Origin of the sequence: Kitasatospora sp. NPDC101157, from assembly GCF_044768255.1 — a bacterium.
In the GTDB taxonomy this organism is placed as follows: Bacteria; Actinomycetota; Actinomycetes; order Streptomycetales; family Streptomycetaceae; genus Kitasatospora.
In genome coordinates this window covers 37692-50870 of sequence record NZ_JBIWPL010000025.1, presented here as the reverse complement: position 1 = coordinate 50870, position 13179 = coordinate 37692, and the positions used below count along the sequence as shown (strand labels likewise).

The 13179-nt window shown below is 74.7% G+C and carries 16 protein-coding genes; 8 read left to right on the top strand and 8 right to left on the bottom strand.

From position 1 onward, the window contains the following. Positions 1-101 precede the first annotated feature (101 nt). Positions 102-926 carry a TIGR03084 family metal-binding protein gene (locus ACIRVF_RS34235; RefSeq protein ID WP_402826791.1) on the bottom strand — a complete coding sequence of 275 codons (825 nt, stop codon included), beginning with the start codon at positions 924-926 and terminating at the stop codon, positions 102-104. A gap of 148 nt (positions 927-1074) precedes the next feature. On the opposite strand from ACIRVF_RS34235, the gene ACIRVF_RS34230 reads away from it, so the two are divergent. Continuing rightward, a complete protein-coding gene (locus ACIRVF_RS34230) occupies positions 1075-1971 on the top strand; it encodes a LuxR C-terminal-related transcriptional regulator (RefSeq protein ID WP_402826788.1) in 897 nt (298 codons plus the stop codon). Positions 1972-2225: 254 nt separating this feature from the next. After that, a complete protein-coding gene (locus ACIRVF_RS34225) occupies positions 2226-2420 on the top strand; it encodes a hypothetical protein (protein ID WP_402826785.1) in 195 nt (64 codons plus the stop codon). An 85-nt stretch (positions 2421-2505) separates the two neighbouring features. Here ACIRVF_RS34225 and ACIRVF_RS34220 read toward each other — a convergent pair whose 3' ends face one another. Genes ACIRVF_RS34220 through ACIRVF_RS34210 form a run of 3 tightly spaced genes read right to left on the bottom strand, consistent with a single transcriptional unit; the run spans position 2506 to position 5312 of the window. Continuing rightward, a complete protein-coding gene (locus ACIRVF_RS34220; RefSeq protein ID WP_402826782.1) occupies positions 2506-4041 on the bottom strand; it encodes an AMP-binding protein in 1536 nt (511 codons plus the stop codon). 51 nt (positions 4042-4092) lie between these two features. After that, entirely contained in the window at positions 4093-4527 is a 435-nt protein-coding gene (locus ACIRVF_RS34215; RefSeq protein ID WP_402826779.1) for a MerR family transcriptional regulator, read from the bottom strand. A 20-nt stretch (positions 4528-4547) separates the two neighbouring features. Next, positions 4548-5312, bottom strand: coding sequence for an SDR family NAD(P)-dependent oxidoreductase (locus ACIRVF_RS34210; protein ID WP_402826776.1), 765 nt, complete (start codon positions 5310-5312; stop codon positions 4548-4550). Between the two features lie 125 nt (positions 5313-5437). Between ACIRVF_RS34210 and ACIRVF_RS34205 the strand changes: the two genes are divergently transcribed. From ACIRVF_RS34205 to ACIRVF_RS34195, 3 genes are all read left to right on the top strand, one after another. Continuing rightward, positions 5438-5998, top strand: a complete 561-nt coding sequence (locus ACIRVF_RS34205; RefSeq protein WP_402826773.1) for a GNAT family N-acetyltransferase — start codon at positions 5438-5440, stop codon at positions 5996-5998. Positions 5999-6002: 4 nt separating this feature from the next. Beyond that, entirely contained in the window at positions 6003-6389 is a 387-nt protein-coding gene (locus ACIRVF_RS34200) for a VOC family protein (protein WP_402826770.1), read from the top strand. Positions 6390-6507: 118 nt separating this feature from the next. Then, the gene (locus ACIRVF_RS34195; protein ID WP_402826991.1) at positions 6508-7155 is read left to right on the top strand and encodes an NAD(P)-dependent oxidoreductase; all 648 of its coding nucleotides are present in this window, start codon (positions 6508-6510) and stop codon (positions 7153-7155) included. Between the two features lie 96 nt (positions 7156-7251). Here ACIRVF_RS34195 and ACIRVF_RS34190 read toward each other — a convergent pair whose 3' ends face one another. Continuing rightward, positions 7252-8034 (bottom strand): dioxygenase, encoded by a 783-nt coding sequence (locus ACIRVF_RS34190; protein WP_402826767.1) that lies wholly within the window; start codon positions 8032-8034, stop codon positions 7252-7254. Positions 8035-8166: 132 nt separating this feature from the next. Here ACIRVF_RS34190 and ACIRVF_RS34185 point away from each other — a divergent pair, with 132 nt between their 5' ends. Next, positions 8167-8634, top strand: coding sequence for a MarR family winged helix-turn-helix transcriptional regulator (locus ACIRVF_RS34185; protein ID WP_402826988.1), 468 nt, complete (start codon positions 8167-8169; stop codon positions 8632-8634). Here the strand turns inward: ACIRVF_RS34185 and ACIRVF_RS34180 are convergent. The 3 genes from ACIRVF_RS34180 to ACIRVF_RS34170 form a co-directional block, all read right to left on the bottom strand. Continuing rightward, the gene (locus tag ACIRVF_RS34180) at positions 8631-9872 is read right to left on the bottom strand and encodes an RNA polymerase sigma factor (RefSeq protein WP_402826764.1); all 1242 of its coding nucleotides are present in this window, start codon (positions 9870-9872) and stop codon (positions 8631-8633) included. The genes ACIRVF_RS34185 and ACIRVF_RS34180 overlap by 4 nt on opposite strands. 55 nt (positions 9873-9927) lie before the next feature. Continuing rightward, positions 9928-10299, bottom strand: a complete 372-nt coding sequence (locus ACIRVF_RS34175; protein ID WP_402826761.1) for a YciI family protein — start codon at positions 10297-10299, stop codon at positions 9928-9930. 139 nt (positions 10300-10438) lie between these two features. After that, positions 10439-11968 (bottom strand): PucR family transcriptional regulator, encoded by a 1530-nt coding sequence (locus tag ACIRVF_RS34170; RefSeq protein ID WP_402826758.1) that lies wholly within the window; start codon positions 11966-11968, stop codon positions 10439-10441. A 289-nt stretch (positions 11969-12257) separates the two neighbouring features. Between ACIRVF_RS34170 and ACIRVF_RS34165 the strand changes: the two genes are divergently transcribed. After that, positions 12258-12482, top strand: coding sequence for a hypothetical protein (locus ACIRVF_RS34165; protein WP_402826755.1), 225 nt, complete (start codon positions 12258-12260; stop codon positions 12480-12482). Between the two features lie 91 nt (positions 12483-12573). Beyond that, a complete protein-coding gene (locus tag ACIRVF_RS34160) occupies positions 12574-13092 on the top strand; it encodes a GNAT family N-acetyltransferase (protein WP_402826752.1) in 519 nt (172 codons plus the stop codon). The last annotated feature ends 87 nt before the right edge of the window (positions 13093-13179 follow it).

Genomic DNA, 13179 nt, shown 5'->3' with positions numbered 1-13179 from the left:
GGTGCGGTTCGGAGAACTTCGGAGAACGGCGGAGAACTTCGGAACTTCGGAACTTCGGAGAACAGCGTGACCGCCCCCTGTGACGACCCGCCCCGGGCCGTTCAGGTGCCGGAGGCCGCCGCCCGACCCTTGCCGGGGGGCCCGGCGAAGGCCTGGGCGATCGGCAGCCAGGCGGTGGCGACCGGGCCGGTGGCGGTGAGGGCCAGGTCGTCGCGGTGGCGGCGCTGGGTCACCAGCAGGCAGAAGTCGAGGGCCGGGCCGGTCACCACGTCCGCCGCGTCGGCCGGGCCGAAGGCCCAGGTGCTGCCGTCGGGGGCGGTCAGTTCGAGCCGCACCGGGTGCTCCGGCGCGGGCAGCCCGTGGGCCGCGAAGGCGAAGCCGAGGGTGCGCAGGCCCAGGTGGGCGATGTGACGCAGCCGGGAGGTGGGCTCCCGGGTCACGCCGAGCGCGTCCGCGACGTCCTGGCCGTGCGCCCAGGTCTCCATCAGCCGGGCGGTCGCCATCGAGGCGGGCTTCATCGGCGGGCCGAACCAGGGCAGCCGGACGTCCGCCGGGGCGGCGGCCAGCGCGGCCTGCACCTCGGCCCGGCCGGTGCGCCAGCGGGCGAGCAGGGCGGCGGGGTCGGCGGCCGCACCCTCCCGGGCGCCCTCCTCGACCGGGTCGGCCCCGGCGGCCAGCAGGGCGGTGAAGCCGCCGCCGAGCGCCGCGGTGAAGCCCTCCGGGTCGCGGGCGGCCAGTGCCGTCCAGTCGTCGGTCCAGGCCAGGTGGGCGATCTGGTGGGCGACCGTCCAGCCCTCGGCCGGGGTGGGCCCGGCCCAGTCGTCGGGCGGCAGGGCTGCCACCAGCGCGTCCAGGACGGCGCTCTCGGCCCGCAGGTCGGCCAGCAGGCCGCGCAGGACGTCGCCCGCGGGGTTCGGGTCGGTCATCGGCTTTCCCTCCGGTCGAGAGCGGTTGCCACCCGCCGGCGGTCCGCCGCCGCACCCTACGCCGAGCCCGGCACCGGTGCCCGCCACTCCACGAAACACGCACGTCAGGCCTCTCGCCACCGGACCCACCGCATGTGACAATTCCGCGATGACCAGGGCTGCGGACACCCTCACCGCTGCGCGACCCGTCGACGGCGCCGCGCGTCCGGACACCCGTGCCGCGTGTCCGGACACCCGCGCCGCCGCGCGCGCCGAGGCCCCCGAACTCGCCACGCGGGCCGAGGACCCCGAACTCGCCGTGCGGGCCGCCGAGCTGGTCCGGGACGCCGTGCTCGGCGACCTCGCCCGCCGGGTGGTGGCCGAGTGCGGCGCCGATGTCGGCCTGGTCGGCGTGCCCGAGCCGCTGCCCGGCGGGGCGGCCCGCGGCCGGAACGACGGCGGTATGGTGCTGCGCCACTGGGCGGGCACCCGGGCCGATCTGCTGCACGACGTCGCCGTCCCGTCCGGACTGGGCCTCGGCGGCCGGGCGCTGGCCGAGCGCGCGCCCACCTGGGTGTCCGACTACCGTGCGGCGACGACGATTTCGCACCACTACGACGACGCCGTCACCGCCGAGGACCTGTACGCGATGCTCACCGTCCCGCTGCTGCACGGCGGTACGGTGCACGGCGTGGTCTACGCCTCGCTGCGCACCGTCGTGCCGTTCGGCGACGTCCGGATCTCCGCCGTCGGCAAGCTGGCGGCGGCGGCCACCCGGGCACTCGCCGGGGCCGCGGCCTGGAGCGGCGAGGAGCCCCGACCGGTCGTCCCTGACAGGCCGTTGACCCCGCGCGAGCACGAGGTGCTGCGCTGGGCGGCGACCGGCCGCACCAACCCGGAGATCGCCGCCCACCTGGGCCTCACCTGCAACACCGTGACCGGCTACCTCAAGTCCGCGATGCACAAGCTCGGTGTCCGGAACCGCACCGAACTCGCGATCGCCGCCCGGGAGTCCGGTCTGCTGGAACCGGCCTCCCGGCCTCCCGGCCAGGTCCGGACGCGCTGAGGCCGGACGCCCCCCTCGGCCCGACACCTGCCGCCACCTGGTTGGCAGGCTCGCGTCACCGGGCATGCATTCGCGTGGAAGCCCTGACGGGGAATCGTCCGAACAGGGGTGAAGTGATGCCGTTCCGCATTCTCGGACCGGTCGACATCGAGACGGCCGACGGAAGGTCGGTGAGCCCGCGCGCCCAAGGTCCGCTCGCTGCCGGCGTTCCTGTGCGTGCACCACGGGAAGGCCGTCCCGGCCACCCCGAGCCGGTGCAGCCCCTGCCGGGCCCGTCCCACGCGCTGCGCGCGGCCAAGGCGGCCGTGGACCAGGGGCTGGAGGCGGACCTCGTGACCGGTCCGGCCCTCGAACGGCGGCTGTTCACCGGGCTGCTCGCCACCGAGGACCGGGAGCTCGGCATGCGGAGCTACCTGGAGGCCGGCCCCGGCAGGGCGAAGTCCCGCTGACACCCCACCCGGCCGGCCCCCCGGACAGGCCCCCCGGACAGGCCCCCCCGGACAGGCCCCCCCGGACAGGCCCCCCGGACAGGCACTAGTTGACCTGGCGCTCCCGCCCGCTCCAGTACGGCTCGCGCAGCCGGAACTTCTGCAGCTTCCCGGTGGCCGTCCGGGGCAGTGCCTCCCGGAACTCCACCGAGGTCGGCGACTTGTAGCCGGCCAGCCGCTGCTTGCAGTGGGCGATCAACTCCGCCTCGGTGACGGCCGCCCGGTCCTCCCGGAGCACCACCAGCGCCTTGACCGTCTCGCCCCACTTCTCGTGCGGAACGCCGATCACCGCCACCTCGGCCACCGCCGGGTGGCCGTACAGGCAGTCCTCCACCTCGATCGAGGAGACGTTCTCCCCGCCACTGATGATGACGTCCTTCTTCCGGTCCGAGATGGTCAGTTGGCCGTCGGTGAGGGTGCCGCCGTCGCCGGTGTGGAACCACTCGTCCCGCAGCGCCTCGGCGGTGGCCTCCGGCTGGCGCCAGTAGCCGTCCAGCACGGTGTTGGAGCGCACCAGCACCTCGCCGGTCGCGTCGACCCGCAGCTGGGTGCCCAGCGCCGGGGCGCCGGCCTGCACCAGCTTCTCGGCCCGTTCGGCGGCCGGCAGGGCGTCCCACTCGGCGCGCGAACGGTTGACCGTGACGATCGGGGCGGTCTCGGTCAGGCCGTAGAGCTGCATGAACTCCCAGCCCAGCTGCTCCTCGACCTGCTGCACCACCGAGGTGGGCGGCGGCGCGCCGGCCACGATCATCCGCACCCGGTCCCGGCCGGGCACCGGGCCGTCCCAGTCGGCGGCCGCGTCCAGCACCATCTGCACCACGGCGGGCGCGCCGGACAGCAAGGTCACCCCGTGCCGCTCGACCCGGCGCAGGATCTCCGCGCCGTCCACCTTGCGAAGCACGACGTGCCGGCCGCCGAGCCCGGTGATCGTGAACGGCAGGCCCCAGCCGTTGGCGTGGAACATCGGCAGGGTGTGCAGGTACACGTCCCTGTCGCTCGCGCCGTAGTGCAGGCCCATCAGCGTCGCGTTCAGCCAGGCGTTGCGGTGGGTGACCTGAACGCCCTTGGGGCGGGCGGTGGTTCCGCTGGTGTAGTTGATGGTGGCGGTGTCGTTCTCGGAGACCGCGTACCGGCGGGGCGCGTTGTCGAAGTCGTACAGCAGGGCGTCGCTGTCCGCGCCGAGCACGAACTTGTGCTTGGCCACCACCCCGTCCAGCGCGTCGGCGAGTTCGGGGTCGACCAGCAGGACGGAGGCGCCGCTCTGCTCGACGATGTACGCGACCTCCTCGGCCCGCAGCCGGAAGTTGACCGGCACCAGCACCCGGCCGTACCCGCTCACCCCGAAGAAGGAGGTGAGCAGCCGGGCCGAGTTGTGCGAGACGACCGCGACCCGTTCGCCCGGCCCGACGCCGAGCCGGTCCAGCCCGGCGGCCTGGGCCCGGGCGAGTTCGGCGACCCGCCGGTAGCTCAGCTCACCCCAGGATTCGGCCGGCTGCACCGGCTCGTCGACGATGCCGACCCGGTCGCCGTAGACCAGCTCGGCCCGGTCGAGGAAGTCCATGACGGAGAGTGGAATCTGCATGCGCCCACTGTCCTCCGTGGCCGGTTCCCTGCACACCCCCGATCGGGGGTGTCACCCGTCCGTCTGTTCCCCCGTTCCTTCCCCCGTTCCTTCCCCCGTTCCTTCCCCCGTTCCTTCCCGCGTGCCTTCCCACGGCCCGCTTCCGGCCGCCGCCAGCGCCGCGACCAGCCGGTCCCTGGACTCGGTCTGGGCGGCGATTCGGCGCTCCAGCACCGCCAGGCGTTCCCGGGCGATCTTCAGCACCCGTTCGGACGGCGGCCGGGAGAGGACGTCCCCGTCCAGGCAGCCCAGCAGCGGCAGCAGGTCCTCCAGGGTGAGCCCGGCGGCCACCAGGGCACGGATGTTGCGCACCCGTACGACCGCCGGCTCCCCGTACTCCCGGTAGCCGTTGGCCGCCCGCTCGGAGTCGATCAGCCCGGCCTGCTCGTAGTGCCGCAGCGCCCGGGCCGTGCTGCCCGTCCGCCGTGCCAGTTCGCCGATCAGCACCCCTACCGCGCCCCCGTTCCTCAGCCCACCAGTGCGCCCCCGTCCACCGGCAACACTACGCCGGTCACGAACGAGGCCTGCGGTGAGGCGAGTTGGGTGATCGCCCAGGCCACCTCGGCGGGCCGGCCGATCCGGCCGAGCGGGGTGTGCCGGAGCTGCCAGGCGCGGACCGCCGCGGACTGCTCGGGGCCGTATCCGGCGTGCTCACCGATCGGGGTGTCGATTGCCCCGGGCGCCACCGCCACCACCCGGATGCCGCGCGGCGCCAGCTCCACCGCCCAGCTGCGGGTGATCGTCTCCAGCGCCGCCTTGCCCGCCGCGTACACCGCGTTGTTCGGCCAGCCGCGCTGCCCCACGGCCGTGCTGACGTTGACCACGACCCCGCGGCTCTCGCCCAGCGCCGGCACCGCGGCCTGTCCGAGCAGCACCGGGGCGACCAGGTTGGTGGCCAGCAGCGTCTCGACGCCCGCCCGCCGGTAGCCGCCGACGGTCTGCCCGCTCTGCACGATGCCGGCGTTGTTGACCAGCACGTCGAGCCGCCCGTACCGCTCCAGGGCCGCCCCGACGATCGTCTCCGGGGCGTCCGGTCCGGTGACGTCCGCGACCAGCGGCTCGATCAGCCCCGGGTGCGCGGCCGCCGTCTCCGCCAGCGGCTCGGCCCGCCGGCCGACCGCCACCACCCGGGCCCCCTCGGCCGCGAAGGCGCGCGCGGTCTCCCGCCCGATGCCCGTCCCGGCCCCGGTGACCACCACGACCCGCTGCTCCACCATGTCCTCCTCGCTCATGCGGAGAAGCCTCCGACCCTGCCGCCAACGGCAGGGTCAAGCCCGGCCCGCAACCGGGCGGCGGCCGCCGCCCGTCCATCAGGGAGATCACCGCGCGCGGAGCAGAACCCAGGGGGAGACCACCGATGACCATCACCGTGACCACCCACCCGACGGCCGAGGGCCTGCTGCTGCGCCCCTTCGAGGACGCCGACGCACCGGCGTTGATCGAGGTCTACCGGGACGAGACGCTGCGCCGTTTCACCCGCGTCCCGGTGACCGACGCCGAGCAGGCCGCGCACTGGCTGGGCGTCCAGTACGAGGGCCGGGCCGCCGGCACCCGCTACTCCTTCGCCGTCCTGGAATCCGGTGAACTGGTCGCCAACGTGGCGCTCAAGCGCCCGACCCCGGGCGGGGAGGCGGCCGAGGTGGGCTACTGGACGGCGGCCCCGGCCCGCGGCCGCGGCGTGGCCCCGCGGGCGGTGGAGGCGCTCACCGCCTGGGCCTTCGCCGCCCTCGCCGAGGACGGCCTGCGCCGGATCGACCTGCTGCACCAGGTCGACAACCCCGCCGCCTGCCGGGTGGCGGAGAAGGCCGGTTACGTCTTCCAGGAACTGCTGACCGCCCTCCCGCCGGAGTTCCCGCTGGACGGCCACCGGCACTCCCGGAAAGCGGTGGACGTGACCGAACGGCACAGGTCAGAGTGATCGCATGGCTTCTCTGGTACGGCACGTGACGATCGACTGCGCGGACCCGCACGCCCTCGCGACCTTCTGGGCCCAGGCGCTGGACGGCACCCTGGGCGAGGACGACAACCCGGGCGACGGGGAGGCGGTGGTGAACTCCGAGGGCGCCTCGCTGCTCTTCATCCGGGTGCCCGAGGGCAAGTCGGTGAAGAACCGGGTCCACCTCGACCTCCAGCCGCAGGACCGCAGCCGGGACGAGGAGGTGGAGCGCCTGGTCGCCCTCGGCGCCACGGTGGTGGCGGACCTCCGCCGCCCGGACGGCACCGGCTGGGTCACCATGGCCGACCCGGAGGGCAACGAGCTGTGCGTCGAGCGCAGCCGGGCCGAGCGGGTCGTCACCGGCGCCGCCTGAGCCCCGAAGGGCCGTCACACGACAGGCCGAGCCCCCGGGCCGTCGCCGGGGGACCGGCCGATAATCGACCGTGTCCGACGCCATCGCGTCCACCCCCGGCAACCAGGGCAGGTACCCCATGGCCAGAATCGCCGTGATCGGCGCCAACGGCACCATCGGCAGCGCCGTCGTCGCGGAGGCGGTGGCGCGCGGGCACGAGGTCACCGCGGTGGTCCGCGACCCGGACCGCTACCGGGGCGACGCCGCCCCGGTGGAACGCGGCGACGTGCTGGACCCGGCCGACGTGGCCCGGGTGGCGGCCGGCCGGGACGTCCTGGTCAGCGCCGTGGGCGGCGGCGACGGCCCGGGCCACCTGGCGCTGATCGAACCCGCCGCCCGCTCACTGGTCGAGGGCCTGCGCTCGCTCGTCGACGGCGCGCCCCGGCTGATCGCGGTCGGCGGCGCGGGCAGCCTGGAGACCGCGCCGGGGGTGCGGGTGTGGGACGCCCCCGGCCTGCCGCAGTCGATCCTGCAGATCATGCACGCCCACGGCGAGGCGCTGGACTACTACCGGACGGTCACCGACATCCGCTGGACGGTGCTCAGCCCGGCCGCCGAGATCGGCCCGGGGGAGCGGACCGGCCGCTACCGGACCGGCCTGGAGCAGCTGCTCACCGACGGTGAGGGCCGCAGCTGGATCTCCGTGCCCGACTACGCGGTCGCGCTGGTGGACGAGATCGAGCAGCCCGAGCACATCGGCGAGCGCTTCACCTGCTGTTCGCTCTGACCGTCCGCCCTGGCCGGTCGCTCCGGCCGGTCGCTCCGGCCGTCCGCTCCGGCCGTCCGCCCTGGCCGGTCGCTCCGGCCGTTCGCTCCGAACCGGTCAGCCGAGCTGGATCGACCGCTTGGCCAGCCCCATCCAGAACCCGTCGATCACGCTGCGCTGGCTGCCCAGGTCGGCCTCGCCGGCACCGAGGGTGACGAACAGCGGGGCGAAGTGCTCGGTGCGCGGGTGGGCCAGCCGCCCGGCCGGGGCCTTGTGCTCGAAGTCGAGCAGTGCGTCCAGGTCGTGGGCGTCCAGGGCGCGCCTGCCCCAGTCGTCGAACTCGGCCATCACCGAGCTGATCCGGCCGTCACTGCTGAGCGCCCGCAGGTTGTGGGTGAAGAAGCCGCTGCCGATGATCAGCACGCCCTCGTCCCGCAGCGGCGCGAGCCGGCGGCCGATCTCCAGCAGCCGCTGGGGGTCCAGGGTGGGCATGGAGATCTGCAGCACCGGGACGTCGGCCTCCGGGAACATCTCCACCAGCGGCACGTACGCGCCGTGGTCGAGCCCGCGGTCGGGGATGTCCTGGACGGGCGTGCCGGGGGCGCGCAGCAGCTTGCGCACGCGCTCGGCGAGCTCCGGGGCGCCGGGGGCGGCGTACCGGACCCGGTAGTAGTGCTCGGGGAAGCCCCAGAAGTCGTACACCAGCGGGACGGTGGTGACGGCACCGACGGCCAGCGGGGCCTCCTCCCAGTGGGCGGACACCATGAGGACGGCCTTCGGGCGCGGCAGCCCGGCGGACCAGGCGGCGAGCTCGCCCGGCCAGATCGGGTCGTCGGCGAGCGGCGGCGCGCCGTGCGACAGGTACAGGGCGGGCATGCGCTCGGGGGCCGCGGCGCTCATGGCGTCCTCCTCGGGGGCGGTCGGGGGCCTCGGGGCCCCGGGGTCGAGTAGTTCAAATTTGAACCTCTACCCCCCGACGGTACACCTTCGTTCGAATTTGAACAACAGGAGTAGGCTTCACCCATGTCCGCACTGAACGAACCCCGCTGGCTCGACCGGGACGAGATGGCCGCCTGGCGGGGCTTCGTCGTCGCGAGCAACCTGCTGAACCGGCGGCTGGAGCGCCAGCTCAAGGAGGACTCCGGCCTCTCCCACCAGCAGTACGAGATCCTGGTCCACCTGTCCGCCGCCCCGGGCGACTCGCTGCGGATGACCGAACTCGCCGACAAGCTGGTCACCTCCAAGAGCGGACTGACCTACCAGGTCACCCAGCTGGAGCGGATGGGCCTGGTCGCCCGCCGCTCCTGTCCCAGTGACGTACGCGGCGTCATCGCCGAACTCACCGACCAGGGGCGGGAGATGATCCGCCAGGCCGCACCCGGCCACGTCGCCCTGGTGCGCGAGCTGCTGATCGACGTGCTCACCCGCGAACAGCTCGCCGTCCTCGCCGAGGGCCTCGGCGAGGTCAGCGCCCGGCTGCGCCAGGACGAGACTCCTTAGTCCCGGAGGGAAGCCGCCCGTTCCCGCAGCAGCTCCCGCTCCCGCTCGTTGCGGGTCAGCTCCGCCGCCCGCTCGAACTCCGCCCGCGCCTCCGCCGTCCGCCCCAGCCGGGCCAGCAGATCACCCCGCACGCTCGGCAGCAGGTGGTAGTCGCGCAGGGCCGGCTCCGCCGCCAGGGCGTCCACCAACTCCAGGGCCGCGGCCGGGCCCTCGACCATCGAGACGGCCACCGCCCGGTTCAGCGCCACCACCGGGGAGGGCGCCAGGGCCAGCAACCGCCCGTACAGCGCGGCGATCGTCGCCCAGTCGGTGTCCTCGTACCGCCGCGCCCCCGCATGGCAGGCGGCGATCGCGGCCTGCACCGAGTACGGCCCGGTGCCCGCCCGCCGGAACGCCTCGAAGCCGCGCCGGATCAGCAGCCCGTCCCAGCGCGCCCGGTTCTGCTCGGCCAGCAGCACCGGCCGTCCGTCCGGCCCGGTGCGGGCCGCCGTCCGCGAGGCCTGGAACTCCAGCAGCGCGGCCAGCCCGTGCACCTCCGGCTCGGCCGGCGCCAGTGCGGCCAGCACCCGGGCGAGCCGCAGCGCGTCCTCGCACAGCTGCGGGCGGAGCAGGTCGTCCCCGGCGGTGGCCGAGTAACCCTCGTTGAAGATCAGGTAGATGACCTCCAGCACCGAGGACAGCCGCTGGGCCCGGTCCGCGCCGTACGGCACCTCGAACGGCACCCGCGCCTCGGCCAGGGTGCGCTTCGCCCGGACGATCCGCTGCGCCACCGTCGGTTCCGGGACCAGGAAGGCCCTGGCGATCTCCGCGGTGGTCAGCCCGCCGAGCAGCCGCAGGGTGAGCGCGATCCGGGCCCGCGCCGACAGCACCGGGTGGCAGGCGGTGAAGATCAGCCGCAGCAGGTCGTCGTCGATGGACTCCGACCCGGACGGCTCCGCCGGTTCGGGCGGCGGCGCGTCCTCCAGCGACCGACCCACCTCGGCGAGTTTGCGGGCGTAGACGTCCCGGCGGCGCACCAGGTCGATCGCCCGCCGCTTGGCGGTGGTGGTCAGCCAGGCGCCCGGGTTGTCCGGGACGCCGTCGCGTGGCCACCGTTCCAGCGCGGCCACCAGCGCGTCCTGCGCCAGCTCCTCGGCGATCCCGACGTCCCGCACGATCCGGGCGACCGCGGCGATGATCCGGGCGGACTCGATCCGGAACACCGCCTCGACGGCCGCCGCCGCATCCCTCTCCGTCACGGCCACCCATCAGAGCAGCCGGCGGAGAGGGAGGCAAACGACGCCACGGCGGTGGTCACCGCGGAGGCTGCGGCATCTCGTCGATCTGCCGGACCTCCGCCTCGACCCGCCAGTTCGCCGGGTGGGTCTGCAGGAAGCGCCGGGTCCACTCCAGCGCCTCCGCCTTGTCCTTGCACTGCAGGATGGCGTAGCCGCCGACGACCTCCTTGGTCTCGGTGAACGGGCCGTCGGTGTAGCCGACCTTCCCGTCGTTCCAGGTCACCCGGGTGCCCTGGGCGGTCGGGGTCAGCCCGGCGGTCTCCAGCATCACCCCGGCCCTGGTGATCTCCTCGAACAGCGCCCCCATCCGCTGCTCGAACCCGGGGTCGGGCTCCCACCCGTCACGGGCGTTCTCGTCGATGCGGACCAGCGTCATGAAGCGCGGCATGGTGACTCCTCGGTCGTGCGGGCGGGGCCTGTCCCCACCGCTCACCCCTGCGTCGATCGGGCCGGCGCCGGATCGACACCCGCCGCGAAGAATTCTTCCGCTTCGAGCTGGTCTGCACCCGGTACGGGCGCCGGGCGCTTCAGCCCGACGCGGTCCGACGCGCGGTCCCCGCCGCCCCCGGCGCGCACAGCAGCGCCGCCCGCAGGTCCAGCCGGTCGCGCAGCCGGGCCAGGTTGCGGCCGGTCAGCTCCTCGATCCGACGGATCCGGTAGTGGACGGTGTTGACGTGGATGTGCAGCGACTCTGCCGTCCGCGCCCAGGAGCCGTCGTGGTCCAGGAACACCGCCAGGGTGTCCAGCAGCGAGACGCCGTTCTCCGCGTCATGGGCGGTCAGCGGCGCCAGCAGCCGGGCGTGGAAGGCGGCCGTGACCTCGGGCGGGATGCCGCGCAACAGCCCGTCCAGGGAGTCCAGTTCGGCCGCGCTGCCGACCGGCCCGGCCGCGCCCGCGAGCACGTACCGGGCCTGCACCAGTGCGGCGCGCAGCGCCTGCGGGACGGGCGGCGCGGCCGGGCCGACGCCGATCCGCAGGCTGCGCCGGCCGGTCAGCGCGGCCTGGAGGGCGGGCCGGGCCCGGCGCAGCCGCTCGGCGGTGCGGTCGGCGGGCGCGGCCACCAGCGCGGTGCCGGCCCCGGTGCGGTCGGTGCCCGCCGCGTACGGCACGCCCAGCGGGTGCAGCGCCTCGGCCAGCGCGTGCGCGGCCCATTCGGCCGGCGGCTCCTCGCCGGGCCGGCCGGGCTCGATCCGCGCGGTGACCGCGACCAGTGACCCGGCCTCGCCCAGCCCGCAGGCCGCCAGTGGCTGGGCGAGGCCGCCGTCGTCGGCCAGCGCGTCCAGCAGCCGTCCGGCGGCCAGCCGCCGGGCGCCCGCCGCGGCCCGGGTGCGGACGGCGAGCGGAGCGAGCAGCTCGGCCAGGCACTGCAGCGCGGGCTCCACGGCGGGGGTGTGAGGGTGGGCGCGCAGCCGCCAGCCGTCGAACGGCGAGCCGTCCTGGGGGCCGGCCGGCAGCCCGGTCCTGCCGCGACCGGCCCGTCCGGCGGGCGGCGCGGGCGGCGGCCCGCCGGCGATCGGGCGGCCGCCGGCGGTGCTGATCGTGCAGTCCGGCAGCCCGAGCCGGCCGACCGCGTGGGCCAGCACCTCACCGGGCCCGGCCTCGGTGCGGACCAGGTCGAGCAGTTCGCTCCGGACGGCCTCCGGGATCGCCGCGGTGTCCCGCGCCCCGGCCCGCAGGTCGCCCCAGAGCCGTAGGTACACCCGGTCGGTGACGGCCCGGAAGCTCACCCCGGCGGGCACCGCGAGCAACGGGATGCGATGAGTGCGGCAGGCCTCGGCCAGGCCGTCCGGGATGCTGCCGTGGGTGCCCTCGCCGGCCAGCAGGGCGGCCACGCCCGCACTGCGCAGCGCGGTGGCGAAGCGCAGCGCGCCGGAGTCGTCGGCGGGCTGCCACCAGACCAGGCCGGTGAGCACGAGTTCGCCGGACCGGAGGTAGCGCGCCGGGTCCTGGAGGTCGGTGGAGCTGACGCCGGTGACCGGGCGGTCGAGCAGGTCCGGGGTGCCCCAGGCCAGTCGGATGGACAGGTCGTCGAGGTTCAGCAGGTCGCCGACGATCATCTTTCGCTCACTCTCGCCCGGTGTCGCATTGGTGCGTCACCCCCGGTCAGCTCGCAGATGAGATGGCTTGAGGCGCAGTCGCATCGTAAATGCCAGCCGGTCAGCCGTGAATCTTCTTGTCGGATCATCCAGTGCGCGGGCCCGCGGCCGGTGTCCGGAACCAGTCGTCCACCCGATTGCCGGGTTGCTTGAATCCGGGGTGCGGGGCGCGTCGAGCCTTCTCCTCCGGCGCGCCCCGTGATGAGGAGAGCGCAGATGCGCGAAGCAGCGGCTGCGCTTCCTGCTCAACGTGGTCGGCGCCGACGGCCACCGGGCGGTGGTCTCCTGGGCCGAGATCGACCCGGACTTCGGTGGCCGCAGGGTCCTTCTCGCCACCAGCATGGACGGCGCCCCGCTGGACTCCGCCGGCCCGCAGCTGGTCGTGCCCGACGACCACTGCGGCGCCCGCTTCGTCAGCTCCGTCACCGCCGTCCGGCTCGGCCCGCTGGGCGACCCGGCGCACCCCGCCGGATAGCTCGCGGCGGCGCGGGTGGCCCGGGCGGGACCGGCGTCCCCGGCGCGCAAATCGCTCGCCCGGGGCGGCGTTCCGTGTCAACATGCCCCATATGGGGACGATTCTGCACGGCACCCTGGTCACCCTCCGCCCGGCCACCGCCGACGACATCCCGGCGCTGGTGGCGATCCGCAGCACGCCCGAGGTGTTCGCCCGCTGGCGCGGTGGTGACGACCTGGTCGACGAGGTCGCCGAGGACCTGGAAGCGCCCGACACCGAGACCTTCGCGATCGACCTCGGCGGCCGGGTGGTCGGCGCCGTCCAGTGGTACGCCAACAACGACGACGAGTACCGGCACGCCGGGATGGACCTCTACCTGGACCCGTCGGTGCACGGCCTGGGCCTGGGCACCGACGCCGTGCGCACCATGGCCCGGCACCTGGTGCACGACCACCACTACCACCGGCTGGTGATCGACCCGGCCGCGGACAACGCCGCCGCGATCCGCTGCTACACCAAGGTGGGCTTCCGCCCGGTCGGCACCATGCGCCAGTACGAGCGCGGCCCGGACGGCAGTTGGCACGACAACCTGCTGATGGATCTGCTCGCGGACGAACTGTCGGACGGCTGACGGGAGTTCACCGGGCCTGCGGCGCCCGGTGCAAGGGTGTACAGACATCTTGTCAGCCCAGCGGTCTGACCTGTACATACACCTCGT